This is a genomic window from Methylomonas rhizoryzae (assembly GCF_008632455.1).
Classification (GTDB): domain Bacteria; phylum Pseudomonadota; class Gammaproteobacteria; order Methylococcales; family Methylomonadaceae; genus Methylomonas; species Methylomonas rhizoryzae.
On the sequence record NZ_CP043929.1, the window covers coordinates 3,530,490 to 3,547,669 of the forward strand.

19 protein-coding genes are annotated in these 17,180 nt (G+C 51.8%); all 19 read right to left on the reverse strand.

The genetic code is table 11. The features are described from left to right. Window positions 1–319 precede the first annotated feature (319 nt). The gene (locus F1E05_RS15815; RefSeq protein ID WP_190303169.1) at window positions 320–766 is read right to left on the reverse strand and encodes an SPASM domain-containing protein; all 447 of its coding nucleotides are present in this window, start codon (window positions 764–766) and stop codon (window positions 320–322) included. Beyond that, window positions 756–2,483: a glycosyltransferase gene (locus F1E05_RS15820; protein ID WP_150050140.1), complete on the reverse strand. Its 1,728-nt coding sequence runs from the start codon at window positions 2,481–2,483 to the stop codon at window positions 756–758. Before F1E05_RS15820 ends, F1E05_RS15815 begins: the two co-directional genes overlap by 11 nt. 112 nt (window positions 2,484–2,595) lie before the next feature. Beyond that, a complete protein-coding gene (locus tag F1E05_RS15825) occupies window positions 2,596–3,789 on the reverse strand; it encodes an iron-containing alcohol dehydrogenase (protein WP_150050142.1) in 1,194 nt (397 codons plus the stop codon). A gap of 5 nt (window positions 3,790–3,794) precedes the next feature. Beyond that, entirely contained in the window at window positions 3,795–4,091 is a 297-nt protein-coding gene (locus F1E05_RS15830) for an antibiotic biosynthesis monooxygenase (RefSeq protein ID WP_150050144.1), read from the reverse strand. 298 nt (window positions 4,092–4,389) lie between these two features. Then, entirely contained in the window at window positions 4,390–6,648 is a 2,259-nt protein-coding gene (locus F1E05_RS15835; RefSeq protein WP_232056680.1) for a methyl-accepting chemotaxis protein, read from the reverse strand. A 320-nt stretch (window positions 6,649–6,968) separates the two neighbouring features. Further along, complete coding sequence (locus F1E05_RS15840) at window positions 6,969–7,400, reverse strand: SoxR reducing system RseC family protein (RefSeq protein ID WP_150050146.1); 432 nt, start codon at window positions 7,398–7,400, stop codon at window positions 6,969–6,971. A 7-nt stretch (window positions 7,401–7,407) separates the two neighbouring features. Beyond that, a complete protein-coding gene (locus F1E05_RS15845) occupies window positions 7,408–7,797 on the reverse strand; it encodes a Rieske (2Fe-2S) protein (RefSeq protein ID WP_150050148.1) in 390 nt (129 codons plus the stop codon). Between the two features lies 1 nt (window position 7,798). Next, complete coding sequence (locus tag F1E05_RS15850) at window positions 7,799–8,323, reverse strand: flavodoxin (RefSeq protein ID WP_150050150.1); 525 nt, start codon at window positions 8,321–8,323, stop codon at window positions 7,799–7,801. 25 nt (window positions 8,324–8,348) lie between these two features. Next, window positions 8,349–8,960, reverse strand: coding sequence for a Grx4 family monothiol glutaredoxin (gene grxD, locus F1E05_RS15855; RefSeq protein ID WP_150050152.1), 612 nt, complete (start codon window positions 8,958–8,960; stop codon window positions 8,349–8,351). A 46-nt stretch (window positions 8,961–9,006) separates the two neighbouring features. After that, window positions 9,007–10,305: an ATP-dependent Clp protease ATP-binding subunit ClpX gene (gene clpX / locus F1E05_RS15860; RefSeq protein ID WP_150050155.1), complete on the reverse strand. Its 1,299-nt coding sequence runs from the start codon at window positions 10,303–10,305 to the stop codon at window positions 9,007–9,009. A gap of 61 nt (window positions 10,306–10,366) precedes the next feature. Further along, on the reverse strand, window positions 10,367–11,221 hold the full coding sequence (gene nifM / locus F1E05_RS15865; protein WP_150050157.1) for a nitrogen fixation protein NifM: 855 nt from the start codon (window positions 11,219–11,221) through the stop codon (window positions 10,367–10,369). A gap of 1 nt (window position 11,222) precedes the next feature. Next, entirely contained in the window at window positions 11,223–11,702 is a 480-nt protein-coding gene (locus tag F1E05_RS15870; protein ID WP_150050159.1) for a nitrogen fixation protein NifZ, read from the reverse strand. Next, window positions 11,699–12,013, reverse strand: a complete 315-nt coding sequence (gene nifW / locus F1E05_RS15875; protein ID WP_150050161.1) for a nitrogenase-stabilizing/protective protein NifW — start codon at window positions 12,011–12,013, stop codon at window positions 11,699–11,701. The genes F1E05_RS15870 and nifW overlap by 4 nt, the downstream gene beginning before the upstream one ends. 3 nt (window positions 12,014–12,016) lie before the next feature. Then, window positions 12,017–12,145: a hypothetical protein gene (locus F1E05_RS20760; protein WP_269473488.1), complete on the reverse strand. Its 129-nt coding sequence runs from the start codon at window positions 12,143–12,145 to the stop codon at window positions 12,017–12,019. Between the two features lie 203 nt (window positions 12,146–12,348). Beyond that, window positions 12,349–12,855 (reverse strand): hypothetical protein, encoded by a 507-nt coding sequence (locus F1E05_RS15880; RefSeq protein ID WP_150050163.1) that lies wholly within the window; start codon window positions 12,853–12,855, stop codon window positions 12,349–12,351. Then, a complete protein-coding gene (gene cysE, locus F1E05_RS15885; protein ID WP_150050165.1) occupies window positions 12,855–13,631 on the reverse strand; it encodes a serine O-acetyltransferase in 777 nt (258 codons plus the stop codon). Before cysE ends, F1E05_RS15880 begins: the two co-directional genes overlap by 1 nt. Further along, window positions 13,628–13,789 carry a hypothetical protein gene (locus F1E05_RS20315; RefSeq protein WP_190303170.1) on the reverse strand — a complete coding sequence of 54 codons (162 nt, stop codon included), beginning with the start codon at window positions 13,787–13,789 and terminating at the stop codon, window positions 13,628–13,630. The genes cysE and F1E05_RS20315 overlap by 4 nt, the downstream gene beginning before the upstream one ends. Window positions 13,790–13,800: 11 nt before the next feature. Next, window positions 13,801–14,925: a homocitrate synthase gene (gene nifV / locus F1E05_RS15890; RefSeq protein ID WP_150050167.1), complete on the reverse strand. Its 1,125-nt coding sequence runs from the start codon at window positions 14,923–14,925 to the stop codon at window positions 13,801–13,803. A gap of 342 nt (window positions 14,926–15,267) precedes the next feature. Further along, window positions 15,268–17,118 carry a hypothetical protein gene (locus F1E05_RS15895; RefSeq protein ID WP_150050169.1) on the reverse strand — a complete coding sequence of 617 codons (1,851 nt, stop codon included), beginning with the start codon at window positions 17,116–17,118 and terminating at the stop codon, window positions 15,268–15,270. Window positions 17,119–17,180 lie beyond the last annotated feature (62 nt).

A 17,180-nucleotide genomic window follows, 5' to 3' on the forward strand; every position in this document is an offset into this window, starting at 1 on the left:
ACTATGTTATTTAACTGATTTTATATGGGTTAACCCTGTGATATGCCTTATTCAAATCGCTTTGGCAGCATAGGGCATTCACCTTTTCTTTGGGCTTCTGACACCGGCGCAACGCTGCTGACAGCGCCGACAAGACTAAGCTAAGCCCTATCTATATTGGGCAGGATTGCAAGATTTGAAATGCGTGGGAAAAGGTGATGAGTGAATTGAACTGCGCTAATCAGATTTTCAGACTGATTTGCCAATTTTAGACTCTCCGGATACGAAATTTACCGACCGCAGATACCTTACGACTATATTATCCGGCAGCGGGACGGCATTAATTCTTGTCGCGGTCAACTAGTCGAAACCTACGTTTTTCCGATTTCCCGAATTTATTGTAATGGTCCCATCCGGAATGAAAAAAACCTTTTGAAATGGCCTCGGCAACATCCGGGTAATTATCTAAGTACCATATTTCGTCAAACAAACTACCGTCACTTATATCTTCCGTAATCAACAAACTCAATTCCGGATCGTCATCCGTCATATTTTGGACGAATTTACATGGAGCATTTCGGCAAACGGAATGAATTTTATTTGACTTTATTGCCTGCCTCAATTCCATTGCCACTTTACCGTTCCAAATCTCTTCGGCACTGGCTTTATTTAAATTCCCTAACTCACCCTGAGCGAAACAACAAGGTCTAATTGCGCCGTTTGCGGTAACCATCATCCAAGTCCAAGGATAATGACAATCTTTTACGGTAGGTTTGTTAGAGGTCATCGAAATAAACTTGTTTATTCTGATCCAAATATACTCCGACATTTAATTCTTTTGCTAAAGCCAATGCCTCAGCAATACATCGATTAGACAGCTCCGGATAATTCCATAATCCTTCTTTAGCATAGTCAAACACCCAATCGCCTTTATTAACGACATAGCGCGCCATTTCAGTCTCCGTCCAACGATTTAAATGCCAGAAAAGCAGTTTATTCACGGCCAAGCGAGCTGCGAGACGAACAAGCTCGTTCAACTCTTCTATATTGCTTCTCATCAACGTCATATTTAAATATACCAGCGGATAAGTACGGCTCTTACGATTACGCTCGGCGATTAAATTCTCAATATTTTTTACTACTTTAGCAAAATCTCCGCCGCGGATTCTTGTATACGTTACCTCGGTAGCCGCATCCAGAGACACATTTACAATTTTTATATTCGATTTAATTATTTGATCCGTTTTGGCTTGATCCAATAAAACTAAATTAGTATTTACCGAAGAATCGCAGGATGCCGTTGACGGCAAGTATTGCAATAAATGCCAAAAAGACGGGCTAAACAACGGTTCGCCGATTCCGTGCAATTGAATCATGGTCGAATTGCGAACATAAGGAAGCAATTTATCCATCAATTCGTTGGACAAATGCTTGGGACGATCGACGCCGTTAATTCCGTGCGGACACATCACGCACTGCAAATTACACCGAGAAGAAGTCTCTAACGTCAACATATTCGGCATACTGTTAACCTTGACCACACCGGCTTTGAACTCTTCCAACGCCAGCTTGGCATTTTCTTGCGCGCTCCGGCGATTGACTCTATACAACGCCGTTTTTTGTTCGACCGTTTCATATAAACGCTCATAATCCGCTACCGACAAAAATGGTGCTACCCGCTCCAAAAAAGTAGCGCATAAATCTTTCAAACCTGAACTGTCCAACTGATCGACTTTCTGCGCCCATATCGCTTCAATATAGCCTCTTGCCCATTCCGCACTGCAATCGCCGTAATATTTAAATACGATGCACATACTCTGAATCACCAGAGCGGCACAGTTTTCGGTAGTATAGCGGCCCGGATATACAGCGGTTATTGTTTGAATTGCGTTGACAAATCCAATTCGCTGCCGAAGGCGATAGAAAGCCCTGACCCAAAAATCGAAATCGCATTGCGATTCTAGTGATTGATCGAATTTGCCGATCAGACTCAGCAAGCACCATTTAAAGAATACTGCCGGGGGGCAAAGAAAGTTACCGGCCGAGTTGGCATTAGTCGCTTGCTTCGCCGGAAATGCCGGGACGAATTCGATTTTTGCCCCACTCGCATCCTGCGTTTCGCCTCGCCCGTATACCATCAGCAAATCCGCTTCTGCGCTAACCGCAGAAATCGCGCGCTCAATCGCCGCGAGAGTGTATACGGTGCCGGGAGGCATCCAACCGATAATCGTTCCCTTAGCTTTATCGAGAGCCAGGTTATAGGCCTGAGCCGTACCGATATTCGGATACGAATAATAACGAAGCCTGGGATCAGCGTCCCGTATTCGCTTCAACTCGTCTGGCGTACCGTCCGCCGAAGCTCTATCCACAACAATGAGCTCAATATTGGAATAAGATTGAGCCAATATGCTCTCGACCGTCTGCAACAACGGCAGGCGTTGATTACAAGACGTCACAACGATCGAAACGAGTTCTAAACAGTTATCCATCTTAATGTTTTTCATATTGCACTGATTTCTCAAAAAAATTGTGCAATCGCCATTTTGCCGCTAATAGAGCTTACACACGCTTGTATTGTCGCCCTGCCGGAAAATTCGGGCGGGGGACGCTTGGCACTCACAAACGCAACTCCAGCACCCGTTGAATTTCCGCGTCGGTCAGAACGATAGGATTGGTTTGCATGCTGCTCCCCCGGCTGTTGGCGACTATCATCGGAAAATCCCCGCCGGCAATACCGAATTCGCCAAGCCTGGGTAAGCCCAGGCACCGACTCCAATCGTGCAACACGTCGACCAAGGCGGAACGAGCCGTCTCGTCCTTTAAGTCGTGGTCGCCCGCCAACAAGCGCCCGACCCCGGCGTATTTTGCCAAAGCCGGATGCCCGGGCTCGCGTTCCAGCAAAGCTTGGATGTTGATTTGCGTAGCCGCGGCAACCAAAGTACCGCAAACGACACCGTGCGGTATCGGAAAATAGGCGCCTAGCGGGGAAGCCAAGCCGTGCACCGAACCCAATCCCACTTGCGCCAGGGTAATGCCGGACAACAACGCGGCATAGGCCATGGCCGCCCTACCCTGCGCCGCTTGCGGTTCCACGCCTTGCCAAGCGGCGAAAAAACCGGATTCGACTGCCTGCATACCGCTCCAGGCCAACGCATCGCTAAAAGGATTGGCTTTCAACGACACGTAGGATTCCAACAACTGGGTAAAGGCATCCATACCGTCCGCCGCCAGCAAATCCGGCGAACAACTCGCCAACAACTCCGGATCGACTACCGCGTATTCGGGCACCAAACATTCGTCCCTGAACGACTTTTTAAAACCGTTTGCGCCTTGAACGCTCAACACTGCATTTTTGGTGGCCTCGCTGCCGGTGCCGGCCGTGCTGGGTACAGCAATAAACGGGGTACTGGGGCCGCGGTAAGGCACGTTTTTGCCCACGCCTTCCAAATGATCCATGACCGAATTGCCGTGCGGCAACAAGCCGGCAATCGCCTTGGCTGCGTCCAACACGCTGCCGCCGCCTATACCGACCACGACGTCTATATTGCGTCCGGCGAAATCGCTGACCGCACTATCCACCAGTAGCGGGGAAGGTTCGCCGGATACCGTGAAATGCTGCCAGCTTAAACCGGCGGCTTCCAGCGATGCGATGAAAGCCTGCCAGCGCGGCGAGCCGCAAAACGAGCGTTTACCGGTAACCAACAACGCCTGTCGGCCGTATTTGGCCGCCAGTGCCGGTACTTGTTGAATGCAGCCGTTACCGAATATCACCCGCGGCAACCTGGAAATGGCAAAAGGAGAAAACAACATGAGGCTTATTCCTGCGGTAACAAACCGTGGTAACAAATGCCCTGACGCGGCTCCGCCATCCAGTCCGCGACCGTTTCGCGCCAAGCCAAGTAGTGAGCGGTTTCTTTATGCGCGGCCGCGTCCTGCGCCGTTAGATAAGCTTCGTACAATACAAAACGGGTAGGATCGTCCGCCGCTTGCAATACGTCGAAACGCCGGTTGCCGGCCTCGCAAATCGACGCCAGATGATTGTCGCGGGTAGCGGTGATAAACGCGTCGAGGTGTTCAGGTTTGACGTGAACGTGAACCAAGGTGACATGCATAACGCTGGCCTCATAACCGGAAAGTAATTCCGTATTATACGCCAGCGACAGCCAAGACCGCCGCGCCGTATCCCGCCAATATCGGCGCTTGCGGGTCGAGCACGGGGCATCCCCCCAACAAATTCGGAAAGCAGCGGAACCGTGGGAAAGCTTGATGCGAAAGTCCGGCCGGGAGGGACGCATTGCCGCGAAGACGGCTTGTCACCTCGCTCCTACTCCGGCTGCTATGGCCATTGATACCGGGCGAATGAATCGCCCCTACGCCCGATTAATTCCGAAGCTATCGCTACCAACCTCATTAGAAGCGTCCGAACTTGGTCTGATCGAAGCGATCGGCAGCCGGTTGTTGGCGTTTGCCCGCACTTTTGCTGGACGAGTTGTCAGGCTTGTCCGGCAATTTAAAGGTTGGATTCGGCGCTCCTTGCGCATTGGCATCGATTTTGAAAAAAGCCATCAAATATTGCAGCTGTTCTGTCTGGCTGGTCATTTGTTCGGCAGTCGCGGCAAGCTCTTCGCTGGCCGCCGCATTTTGCTGAGTGACGTAACTCATTTGATTCATCGCCGCATTGATTTGACTGGCTCCTGTCGCTTGTTCCTGCGAAGCCGCGCTAATTTCCTGTACCAAATCCGAGGTTTTGGTAATGCTAGGCACGATTTCCGCTAACAATTCTCCGGCGGATTCGGCGGTTCCGACGCTGGTTTCGGCCAATTCGCCGATTTCCTGCGCAGCTATCTGGCTGCGTTCCGCCAGCTTACGCACTTCGGCGGCAACCACCGCGAAACCCTTCCCGTGATTGCCCGCCCTAGCCGCTTCGATCGCGGCGTTCAGCGCCAGCATATTGGTTTGATAAGCAATGTCGTCGATGATGCCGATCTTGGCGACGATTTGCTTCATCGCTTCGACAGTATGTTTGACCACTTCGCCGCCCTCCTCGGCTTCCTTGGCCGCTTTGGTCGCCATGGCATCGGTCAGTTTAGCGTTATCGGCGTTTTGATTGATGCTGGCTGCCATTTGCTCGATACTGGCACTGGTTTCTTCCACACCCGCCGCTTGTTCGCTGGAGGCTTGCGACAGGGATTGCGAAGTCGCGTTGATTTGCTCGGCAGCATTGCCCAGTTGCTCGGTGGCGCTGACAACCTCCGCTATCGTAGCGGACAACTTGCCTATGGTGTTGTTAACGCTGTTCTTGAACTCCGCCAACCGGCCTTGATAGTCGCCTTGCACCGTTCCGGTCAGATCGCCTTGTTCGACCATGGAGAGTACCTCTATGGCCTCGTTCACCGGCAAAATCACCGCGTCCAGGGTATCGTTCACACCTCGCACGATCTGTCGGTAATCGCCGAAATGCCTGTCGGCGTCCGCACGCACATCCAAGCGCCCTTCCTTCGCGGCTGCAGCCAGCATGCCGGCGTCGTCTATCAAGGCTTGCACGTTGGCAACCGCGGCATTCAAACTTTCTTTGAGTTGATTGAATTCCAAACCGTAATCGTTGCCGTCTCGGACCGGCATCTCGCCGTTGCCCAGTTTGCCTAAGCCTTCCAGCATGACATTGACTGGGCGGAGTACGCCGGTGACCGTGACCCAGCTCAGGTATAAAAACACCCCGAATAGCACCAGCAACATGCCGAACCGCAGGGTAATGTCAGTGCGTATTCTGTCGATACGCGCATCCAAGGTATTCAGCAACATCTTGTTGAGCGATTCCGAAGCGTTGAAATACATATCCACCACGACCGTAATCTGCTCGAAAAAGCTTTTGGCCGAGTAATCGATTATCTTGGCCACGACGATTTCGGCATCTATCAGCTTTGCCACTTTATGCGCTTCTCCGAGCATTTTTTGCGTTTCGGCAAAGATGGTCTTATCGCCGATGGAAATTTTGCCCAGGTTTTCCTCGACCAGTACCTGATACACATCCAGCGTCTTGGTGGCATGATAAACCTTGTTTGCATCGTCGGGCCCTAATTGCTTGGAAGTCAGCACCTTGGTGCCCATGGCACGCAAACCGCCGAGCAACTCGGCCATTTCCGGCAATTGACTCACCGCAACGGAACTCAGATAGAAACTGTCAATTTCTGGATCCAGGCTGAGTCCGGAGGCATCCAGCACTTTGCGGTTGAACTGCAATAATGTATTTATCCACTCGGTATGTTGCGTCAAACTCGCTTTGGGATCCATAGTCTCGACACTGCCGGCCAATTGTTCCCAAGCTTGACGCAATTGTTGCCATTGCCGGCTCATGCCCAAGTCAGACAATCGCAGGTCTAACGCGTCGACTTCGGTAACTTGACTATCGATCTGCCGACGTTTCGCCCGCCAACTATCGCTTAAGCCGTCATTTCCTGACAAAACCCCGCTACTCAAGCCACGGTGTTGTTGCACCAGTTGCAATAATTTAATGGTGGCTTGCAAATATTCGACCCCCCGCTTTTCCCTGTGGGTGTCGGCTATAGACCGGGTACTGGAAAGGATGACTGACGCACTGGGAATGGCAAACATCACCACCGCCAAAACGATCAAGCCCAGAAATTTGTGAGAAAGTTTGAATTTATTCATGAAAATTGCTCTCGGTTAACGTTCCGTGTAAGCACCGGGAGCAAAAATCGACGCGTTTTCTCCCAAGCCCAACAAGCCAAGACTGTTCAAAAACTCGATTATGCAACGGTCTTCGCTGAACCGATGAAACACAGGCCTAAATAGTAGTCAAGGCTAAGAGAAATACTACCCTACAAACTGAGGCGTTTTTTATGAACCTGAATGCCGCGAGGCTAAGCATCAATAAGTAGGCTCATGCGTCGCTCCCGCTTTCCTGAATTTGTGGTATCGACAGGGGGATTGGTCACGCAATATGACGTTTGTGTGTAGATCGGAAACCTTTAAAGTCTGCCGACGATTTGCGGACGAAAACAAAAATACAACAGCAATATTCCTTGGCACAAATGAATGGCCCAAAAAGTCAGAAGCAACACCGCCAAGGCTATTTCCGGCAGCCATTGATCGGCAACGGCTACCGGCAACAAAACCTGCGCCAGCGCGATTCCGCCGAACATGGCCAGCAACGGCATCAAATACAGGATGATCGACGTTAAAATCAAGTGCGAGTCGTCTATGGCAACTCGCACTTGATCGCCAACCCGCAAGGTCAAGTCGCAGTCCACCGCAAATTCGCGTTGCGGCAACAGCTTGCTCAACGTTGCAGTAGCGCACGCGGATTGCTTGGCACATCCGCCGCAGGCACTGCTGGCTTGGCTTTTAATCCAGGCCTGACCGCCGGCTATTCGGGTAACAGTGGCGATTTCCTCTATCATCGTTCGATCAAACGAAATTTCGACCGATGGGATGGCCGTCGACGAATTGAAGCCGTTTTTCTTTAAACACTATCATTCCATCCTCTTCCGCCACTTTAAGCGGCCTAAGCTTTTGTCCCTCGCACACCGGACTTAAACATTCCCCGGTTTCCGGATGAAATAAAAACCCGTGCATGGAACAACGCAAATACCGGCGCTCTTCGTCGAAAATCCCGTCGGATTGGCAATTCAACGGCCTGTGCATGTGCATGCAATGGTTGACGTACGCGTAAACTTTGCCGAGATAGCGAAAAATCACCGCATTGACGGCTTGTTGCCCGGGCGAACGGCTATTGAGCACCACATCGACGGTTAAAAAGGCTTTTTCGGCTAAAGCGCCGGCAGCGGCTATACGCATTTTATGCCAAAACGGGCTCGAGTTCGGTCAGCCAGTCCGCCAAGCGGTCCTCGGAAAGCTCTTTTTGATTATCTTCATCCAGCACCAAGCCGACGAACTGACCGTCCACAACCGCTTTAGACTTGTTGTAGGTGTAACCGTCCGTGCTGGTAAAACCGACCATGGTGGCGCCCAATTCGGAGAATTTGTCGTACAGCATGCCCAGGGCATCGACAAAATTGTCGGGATAACCTTCCTGATCGCCCAAACCGTAAAGCGCAATCGTTTTGCCGGAGAAATCCGCTCCGTCCAGGTTAGGCATGAATTCTTCCCAACTTTCGGACGAGGTTCCGGCGGTTAGGCCCGGCAATTCGCCGTCGCCGTAAGTAGGGGTACCCAAAATCAGTACGTCGTAGGCCAATAGATCGTCGACACTGGCTTTGTTAATATTTTCGGGCTTGGCCACGCCCAATTTTTTGGCGATTTGTTTTGCGACTTTACGCGAGTTGCCGGTATCTGTACCGAAGAATATACCTACATTTGCCATGGATGTTTGCTCCTTGTGATAGAAATTAAAGTTGAATTTGTAATAGCGCTGGTTTTTCCGCCGGTTGCTGCGCCTGCCACTGTTCCGGGGTGAATGTTTTTAAGGTCACGGCATGCAAACGGCCGCTCGCCAAAGGTTCGCTCAAAGTCGCCATAACCCCTTGCTGCTGTTTCAATAGGGATTGCCCGCCGAATATCTCGCTGACCACTACGATGCTGAGGTCGCAACCTTCGCCCTCGATCATAATAGTCGACCCCGGATAGTCGCCGTGTATCAAATTTTCCACTTCAGAGTGGGTAATGACATTGGCAGCGCCGGCCACCGGCGCGATGGCCGCCTGCAACATGGGCAATAAACTGCCGTCGTTGTTCATAGATTCGATAATGTCCGCACCGCCGACTAACTCTCCCTTGATAAATAGCTGGGGAAACGTAGGCCATTTGGAAACCGACGGCAGTTTTTCCCGAATAAACGGCGCTTGCAGTACGTTCACATAAGTAAACGGCACTTTGGTTGCGTTCAAAATATTCACGGCCTTTTCGGAAAATCCGCATTCCGGCGCGGACGGAACGCCTTTCATATAAATAATCACCGGATTTTCGGCTAACTGTTTGAGGATTTTATCTTTGGTGCTCATTATGTAATCTCTTTAAAGTGATAGTCGACCCGTCGCAAGCGCAGGCTTATTCGCCGCCGGACAAGCGTTGCAGCTTCGGTTCTTCCCGCGCGTCGCATTCGACCAACTGAATTTCGCCTTCGCCTTTGACGACTTCGGCGGTGACGATGCAGCGGGAAACGTTTTCTTTGGACGGTACGTCAAACATGGTGCGGCGCAACACGGTTTCCATGATGCTGCGCAAGCCTCTGGCACCGGTGTTGCGGGCGATGGCTTTTTCGGCGATTTCCACTAAAGCGTCTTGGGTAAACTCCAGCTCGACCTCGTCGAATGCGAACAATTGTTGATATTGCTTGACCAGCGCGTTTTTGGGTTCGGTCAACACTTGAATCAAGGCGTCGACATCCAAAGGCTCCAGCGGCGCCAACACCGGGAAACGGCCGATAAATTCCGGAATCAGGCCGAAGCGTTTCAAGTCGTCCGGCTGAGTCGCGTTCAACATCGCTTCCAATGAGGGTTTGTCGTCCGGATTGCTGACTTCCGCATGAAAACCAATCGCGGTTTTCGGCGGCATTAAGCGTTTTTCCACGTGTTTTTCCAAACCGGGGAATGCGCCGCCGGCAATGAACAGGATGTTGCGGGTATCGACCGTCACCGTGTCGCTGCCGCTATGATCCTTACGCCGGCCTTTGGCCGGCACTTTAACGTGCGAGCCTTCCACCAGGCGCAACAAGGCTTGTTGCACGCCTTCGCCGGAAACGTCGCGCGTTCCGAATGCTTGTTCCGGGCTGCGGGCGATTTTGTCCACTTCGTCGATATATACAATGCCCCACTCGGCTTTGCTGATTTGTCCGTCCGCGACGTCCAGCAAACGAACCAAAATATTTTCGACGTCGTCACCGACGTAACCGGCCTGGGTCAGGGTGGTAGCATCGGCCACGGTGAAAGGAACCCCGACAATTTTCGCCAAGGTGCTGGCCAGCAAGGTTTTACCGGTACCCGAAGGCCCGATCAACAGGACATTGGATTTGCCGATTTCCACGTTGGTATCGGCCTCGCCTAAACCGTCCGCTTTGCTGCTTTCATGCTTCAGGCGTTTGTAATGGTTGTAAACCGCTACCGACAAAATTTCCTTGGCCAAATTTTGACCAATCACGTACTGATCCAGAATGGCTTTGATTTCTAAAGGCTTAGGCAACGTCGTTTGCATCTCGTTGAGTTCTTTCTTTTTACCCCAACTCGACACCACTTGGCTGGCTAACTGTACGCAAGCCTCGCAAATGTAGCCTTCGGTACCGGCGATCATCGGAACGGAAGCCGACGCAGCTATGCCGCAAAACGAACAATGTTTAGATTCTTTCGCCATGTCTGTCACCATTTAGATTAGGGTGATCGTAACCACCGTGGTTGAATAGTAGACCGTATCGCTACGGTTTTCCGGCCGGCAAACTCGCCAGCCAGGTTCGTTGGCAATTGCGGCGGGAGCGATCCTGCATCAATTGTTTGATCTTAGGCGCCGCTTTTTTCAGAGACACCGTTTCCGCGTGAATGATTTTTTGACATTGAATTAAATGGAAGCCGATTTCGGTCTCGACTATGTCGCTGATTTGGTTTTCTTTCAGCCCAAACAAAGCGGCATCCAACTCAGGAAAGAGTTTCCCGGCCACGATGGTACCCAATTCGCCGCCATTCAGAGCCGTAGGGCATTCGGAATTTTTTAAGGCAAGTTCGGCAAATTTATGCGGTTTGCGCTTTAAAGTCGCCTCGATTTCTTCCATACGCGACCTAGCCGTTTCCCGCGTATTTTCCGGATAATCCGGATTAATGCTGATCAGAATGTGACGAGCAACCCGTTGTTCGGGCTGGCGAAATTTATCGGGATGTGAGTGGTAGAAAATACCGATTTCTACCTCGTTAACTTTAGGCGCACGCGAACCGACTTTTTCCAATATCGCGTTAACCTTACATTGTCGCGACAAGGCGGATTTCAACATGCCCTCGTCTAAATTATTGGCGCTCAATGCCTTGAAAAACGCTTCATCATTATCAAAACGCCCCTTGATTTCGTCAAATGCTCGACTCAATTCTAGATCGGAGATGATGACACCAACCGCCTCGGACGAATTCAACACCCGGTTTTCGATGTCGTATTCGCTTTTTGCTTGGCGTTCTGCCTGATGCAACTGCGTTTCTTCCAAATCGGCTGGCGGCTTTTTGAATAAGCTCAACGAAGCGCGCAGCAGAGTATAGGGCTCGACGGCAACGTTCACGTGCTGATTCATATTAATCCTCTGGTTCTCTGAAATTAGCCGGGTCGGCCGGTTCCAACACTTTTTCCGGCACTTGCAAGGTACGCCCCGGAAAACGGATGTGGTACTGCAAGGGTTGGGTTTCCCGCAAAATCTTCAAGACTTCGCCCTCGGCACCTTTATGTACAATGATTTCACCTTTCACCGCCAAATCGATGGAGCACACGACCTTGTCGCGAAATTCGAAACGACTCGGGTTCCAGGGCGCATCGGCTGGAATCAATTCCTCGGCGCGGCAACCGACCATCCGGTTTTGATTCAAAAAGTGTACGGTGTATATCACCTGATCTTGCAAAAAAGTACCTACCTCAATCACATGGCCGATACTGCCGCGCCGTATCAACAGGTCACCGATTTCCTTACCGGGATAGGTACCGTCGTTTCTAACGTTTCGTGTAAGTCTAACTGCTTCGCCAAATTCGAAACGTTCTTCGTCAAAGCGTTCTTCGATCATGTTTTGATATCCCCTAGGGAGATAAATACGGTTGCAGGTTCCACGTCTTTGAATACCTTGAAGACTTTCTCGGTCAAGGCGTCGGATTCCACGAAGTCTTGATAAGCCCTGGCTAGCAGCTTTTTGTAGACTTCCCGTTTAGCCTCTTCTTCTTCCGGGAGTTGTTCCGCTCCTTGGCTCAAGTAATCGTGAAAACGTTGCAAGATGTGCAAGCGGTTTACATGGACTACCGTTTGATCGTAAGGCAATTGGAAATACAGTAAAAAGTCTTCTGCGGATTCCAGCTCTTCGATGTCGTCTTCAAAACTCATGGGTTACCTCGCGGCAATTAGATGATCCAGGTTGCCACTGTCGCCTCCCAGCGCGTACATCACCAATAACAGCACCAGCATGACGGAAGCCTGGGCTAAAAACGGGTCGTGTTCGGGTTTATGCTTCATCATGGCAATTACCTCGGGTTAAGGACGGGTAAACCCGCCGTTGCAAAAAGGACTTATTTCATTCCTAACTCATTAAAAAGGGCCGATTATGTTAGGGTCGCTCGCCAGCAGATACATGACCAGCAATGCGAACAGCAAGACGGGAAGCAGAGAGATATCCGGTTTTTCTTTTAGCATGTCATCACCTTAGTTTGATTACTTGCCACTCATCCCGCGGCGACGGCTTGCGTTTGCAACACCAGCTCCAGTAAACCTCTAGCGCCTATCCGATCTTTGTCGTCCAGCGCCACTAATTTTTCGAATATGCCGCGGCTCAATTCCAAATTGTGCAGACGCATGTTCAAGAAACCGATCGATTTCAGGGTAAACAGGTAAAAACGTATCCGGCTCAACAATTCGCCGGGCGCGGCCGTAATGTGCTCCTTGCTCAACAGCCGCCAATCGTCCGGTACATCCAAGCCGCGCCTAACCAGCAGCAGAGCCCGTTCCGAAATCATCAACGCTTCCTCCAACCGGTGCTGGTAGTAATAAAACCGATTGAGCGATACCAACACGTTAAAAGATTCCGGCGCCCGCAAATAGGCTTTCAGCAGCGGCAGTTCCGCTTCGCCGTTAGCGTAGCCGTCGGATGCGGCTTTGATCAGCTCTTGCACCTCGTGGCTGTCTTCTTGCTCGTAATACAAATCCTGTGGGTCGAAATCCAGTAAATCCATTATCGTCTTCCCGCTATCTGCTCTAAAGCCACCGTTTCCTCCCCATGACAGACGGTCTCCGCATCGCAGCCGCCGCAATTTTCTCCGCTGATTTGGAACAATTTTTCTTGATCCGCTTCCAGCTTATCCAGCCGCTCCACCAGACAAGTCAATGCCTTGCCTACCGGATCCGGAACCAAATGGTGGTCTAAATCGATACCGCGCGGGTCTTTGATCTTGACGCCTTTTTGCTGAATGATCCGCCCCGGAATGCCGATGACGGTACAACAAGGCGGCACGTCTTTGATGACTACCGAGTTGGCGCCGACTCTCACGTTGTTGCCCAGGGTTATGGCGCCCAGGATTTTGGCACCCGCCCCAACCAACACATTGTCGCCCAAGGTAGGGTGGCGTTTTTCCTTGTTCCAGGTAGTGCCGCCTAGCGTTACCCCGTGATACAAGGTCACGTCGTTGCCGATTTCCGCGGTTTCGCCGATCACCACGCAGGCGCCGTGGTCGATGAAAAAACGCTTGCCTATGGTAGCGCCGGGATGAATGTCGACGTTGGTCAACCAACGGGCAAAGGCAGCCAATAACCTCGCGGCCAATTTCCAGTCCGCATGCCATAAGCGGTTGGTCATCCGGTACAGCAATACCGCGTGCACTCCCGGATACGCCAACAAGACTTCCACGATATTGCGTGCCGCGGGATCTCTGGCGAACACGCAAGCCACGTCCTCCCGCCAGTCCTGCCACAGAGTAACCTTGCGGTTACGAGGAGGTGAGAAAAACATCATTTTGCCAAGCTCCATTTGGTTTTACCCGGCGCCGGCACCCCCGGAACTTTAAAAAAACTGCCAGGATAGCGATCGTCCTGTTCTTGCTGCGGCAAACCGGGCAGGGTTTCCAGTTTGACTTCGGATTTCAGGCTTTGCTTTTGACGTTGACTGTTCATCGGACACCTCACTATAAACTGAGTAGGAATTGACTTAGATCGGTCGATTGCGGCGCCCGTTTATGGGTAGCAACGAATTGACGGATTAAAGGCAGCAAGCGTCCTGCTTGCCAACGGTTGATCGGGATGCCGAGTTGACGATAGGCATGCACCACACCCTGGCTACCGGAATGTTTACCGAGCACCAATTGATGGCTTCTGCCTACCACGGCCGGGTCTACCCCTTGATAATTGATGGGATCTTTCAGCAAGCCGTCGACGTGGATACCCGCTTCGTGGCTAAACACGTCCCGGCCAATTAAACTCTTGCGGCTGCCGATGGTATCGCCGGACGCGGCGGCCACTTGTTCCGACAAACTGGGAAAGTCCCGCAAATCCACGCCGGTATCGATACCGTATAACTGTTTCAGGCCGACCACGACTTCTTCCAAAGCGGCATTACCGGCGCGTTCCCCGAGTCCGTTGACCGTGGTATTGACATGAGTCGCACCGGCCAGTGCCGCCGCCAAGGTGTTGGCGGTCGCCAAGCCCAAATCGTCGTGCGCGTGCATTTCTATATCCATGTCGGTCGCGACGCGCAATTTTCGAATCGCGTCGTGCACGCCGAACGGCTCCATGATTCCGACGGTATCGGCGAAACGGATGCGGCTGGCACCCGCCCGTTGCGCGGCTTCGGCCATTTGCGCCAAAAAGTCGCTGTCGGCCCTGGAAGCGTCTTCCGCCCCGACGCAAACGTTCAAACCGGCATCGACAGCGGCTTTAACGCAATAATCGATAGTGTTCAACACCCATTCGCGGCTTTGCTTGAGCTTATGTTTGATGTGTTGATCGGATGCGGAAATGGACAAATCGACCGAACCGACGCCCAAATCCAAACAATGGGCCAAATCCTCCTGACGCATCCTGGACCAAACCAACAAATTGCACGGCAAATTCAAACCGACGATGGCTTTGATTTCCTCACGCTCTTGTTCGCCCATGGCCGGAATCCCGATTTCCAACTCCGGCACACCCAAACCCGCCAAGCGTGCGGCGATTTCGAGTTTTTCGTCGAGAGAAAAAACCACCCCTGCCGATTGCTCGCCGTCGCGTAACGTTGTATCGTCGATAATGATGCTGCGGGTGATGGCTTGCATGTTTCAACCTCTAAACGAGTAGGTATTTGCCTTTAATTCCTTAAAAGCAAAACGTTTGCCAACTCGCATTAGAACTTGAAATCAATAACTTAAGGCGTTATTGACATATTAGCTACAATACAAACGCCTACTAATCGTCGGGGTTTGTAACAAACCTTACAATGAGGGATCGACGGGATAGCGGCTCGGATTTAAGCCGCCGATTTTGACAAGCAGACGGATGATGACGCTGGACTCGAAGGAGACATTGTCCACCACATGCGCGCTTATCCACTCGACTTTTCCAGTGCCTGCGGGCAAGGCTAGCCTGAGTCAGGAAAGCAATCGTGACGAAAGTTAAGACTATGGTTTGCTCAGTTTAAACCGCAGTTGCTCGGTCATTTTTTCGACCTCGGCCCGAATGGGCAGCCACTGCCTGAGGTTGGCCGATGACCTCGAGCGCATCCCCTCCAGAATCGCCAAACTTTGCTGCGCCAGCCCGGAAACCGCGTAAAACTTGGCTTTCAGCAATAAAAAATCCAAGCTTGCCGCCGTTTCGTCGATGGCATCCAAGCAATGCGCCGCTTCGATCAATTTGCCCTCGGCATCCAACGCGAGGCTTTTCATCGCCAACCAATCTTCCATCTGAAATGCGAAGTTTTGATTCTGCGTAATAGCGTCGGTATAGACTTGAAAATCCTGCCAACTCAAATTTCGACAAGCGCCTTGTTTTTTGAAATCGAGAATTTGATTCCAGGCATCCAGCGTCCCGCGATCGAACACGCCGGATTTAAACCGGGCAATCAACCCAGTTTTATCCGGCAGCATGACATGATCGTCCACGCAACCGAGCATCAACAGTTGGCTGTAGGTGCCCGGAAAGCCCGGCCATTTTTTTTCGATCGCGTTGAGAATCAGTGCCGAATTAGCGTAATCGCCGCTATTGGCAAAGAAGGCCGCGGCTTCTTGGTGAGCGCGAATGGAATCGGGCCGCTCCACCAAGGCGGACATGGCCTGAATGGCAGGACTGCGCCAGCTGTTTATCTCCGCCCCGTACACCGCAAGGTGGAACAAGGCAATTGACGCCAAACCGGCCAAGGTCAATCGGTCGGACGCATTGCTAGCGGTATTCGCACGCCGCGCGCGCCATGCAAACAGTTCGCCGACTAGGCCGATTATCAAGCCGGCGCTCGGTAAATAATTGCGGTGCTCGAAATACAACTCCAACCCGAATATGCTGGATTCGAGCACGTGCCCGGCTAAAAACCAAAACAATCCGAATGCCAGGAACCGATATTTTTTTCTCCACCACAACGCCGCCGCACTTAAAACCACCCAAAACGCATTGGCCTCCAGCACCAGCCAGGAATCGCCCAGCGATTTGTAGGCGGGAAACCCGTCGTTAAAAATGTTTAACCGGCCCGGAGTAGGCCATAAAATTTTGAACAGATAATCCTGCAGCACCAGGCTTTCGCTGAGCATGCGCTGCCAGGGCGTGAATTCCGCCCGGGTGTAGTTGGCGATGTTGAGGCTTAAATAGCCGAGCACCAACGCCGGCGGCAGTACGCAAACCATCGCAATCCAGGCGTCCCATCGCTTGCTGCCGTAGCGGCCGCGCAGCAAAAACGCATACAGTACGGCGACTTCCAAGCCGGTCAGCACGGCGTTCTCCTTGGCTAAAATCCCTAAGCCGTAAGCGACAGCCATCGCAAAGGTTGCCACTACCCCACCCAAGCGCTTATATGAGTGAATTCCCCACAAAAACCCCAGCACGCCCAGCCAGGAAAACAACGCCGACAATAATGTCATACGTTGCACGACATAAAAAACGCTACTGATATTGAGCGGTAAAAACAGCCAAAACGCCGTTACGACGATGGAAAACTGCGCGCTGACGCGGACCGGCCAGTCCTGCAGCTTGCCGATTAACAGACAGACCGCAAAAACCAGACAGGCGTTGACGATGTGTATCGCCATACCTGCAAGCTTGAAGGGATAGGGATTGCCCGGCCAGTCGTGCGCCTGCAAGGCGTAACTAAACAGACTGAGCGGCCGCCCCAAGGTGCTGGACACGCCGCCGAATACGTAGTGCCAAAATCCCTGCGGGGTTTTGGCTTGTTCCAAGCCGGTTAAATTAGACCAGTCGTCAAGGATAAAACCGCCGGATAAACCGGGCAGACTGAGAGCCAGATAAAGACCGATTAAGCAACACAAAAAAAACCCCTGCACTTGCAGGGGTTTTTCTGAGCTAGACTGCTTTTTGTTAAGCACTAGCC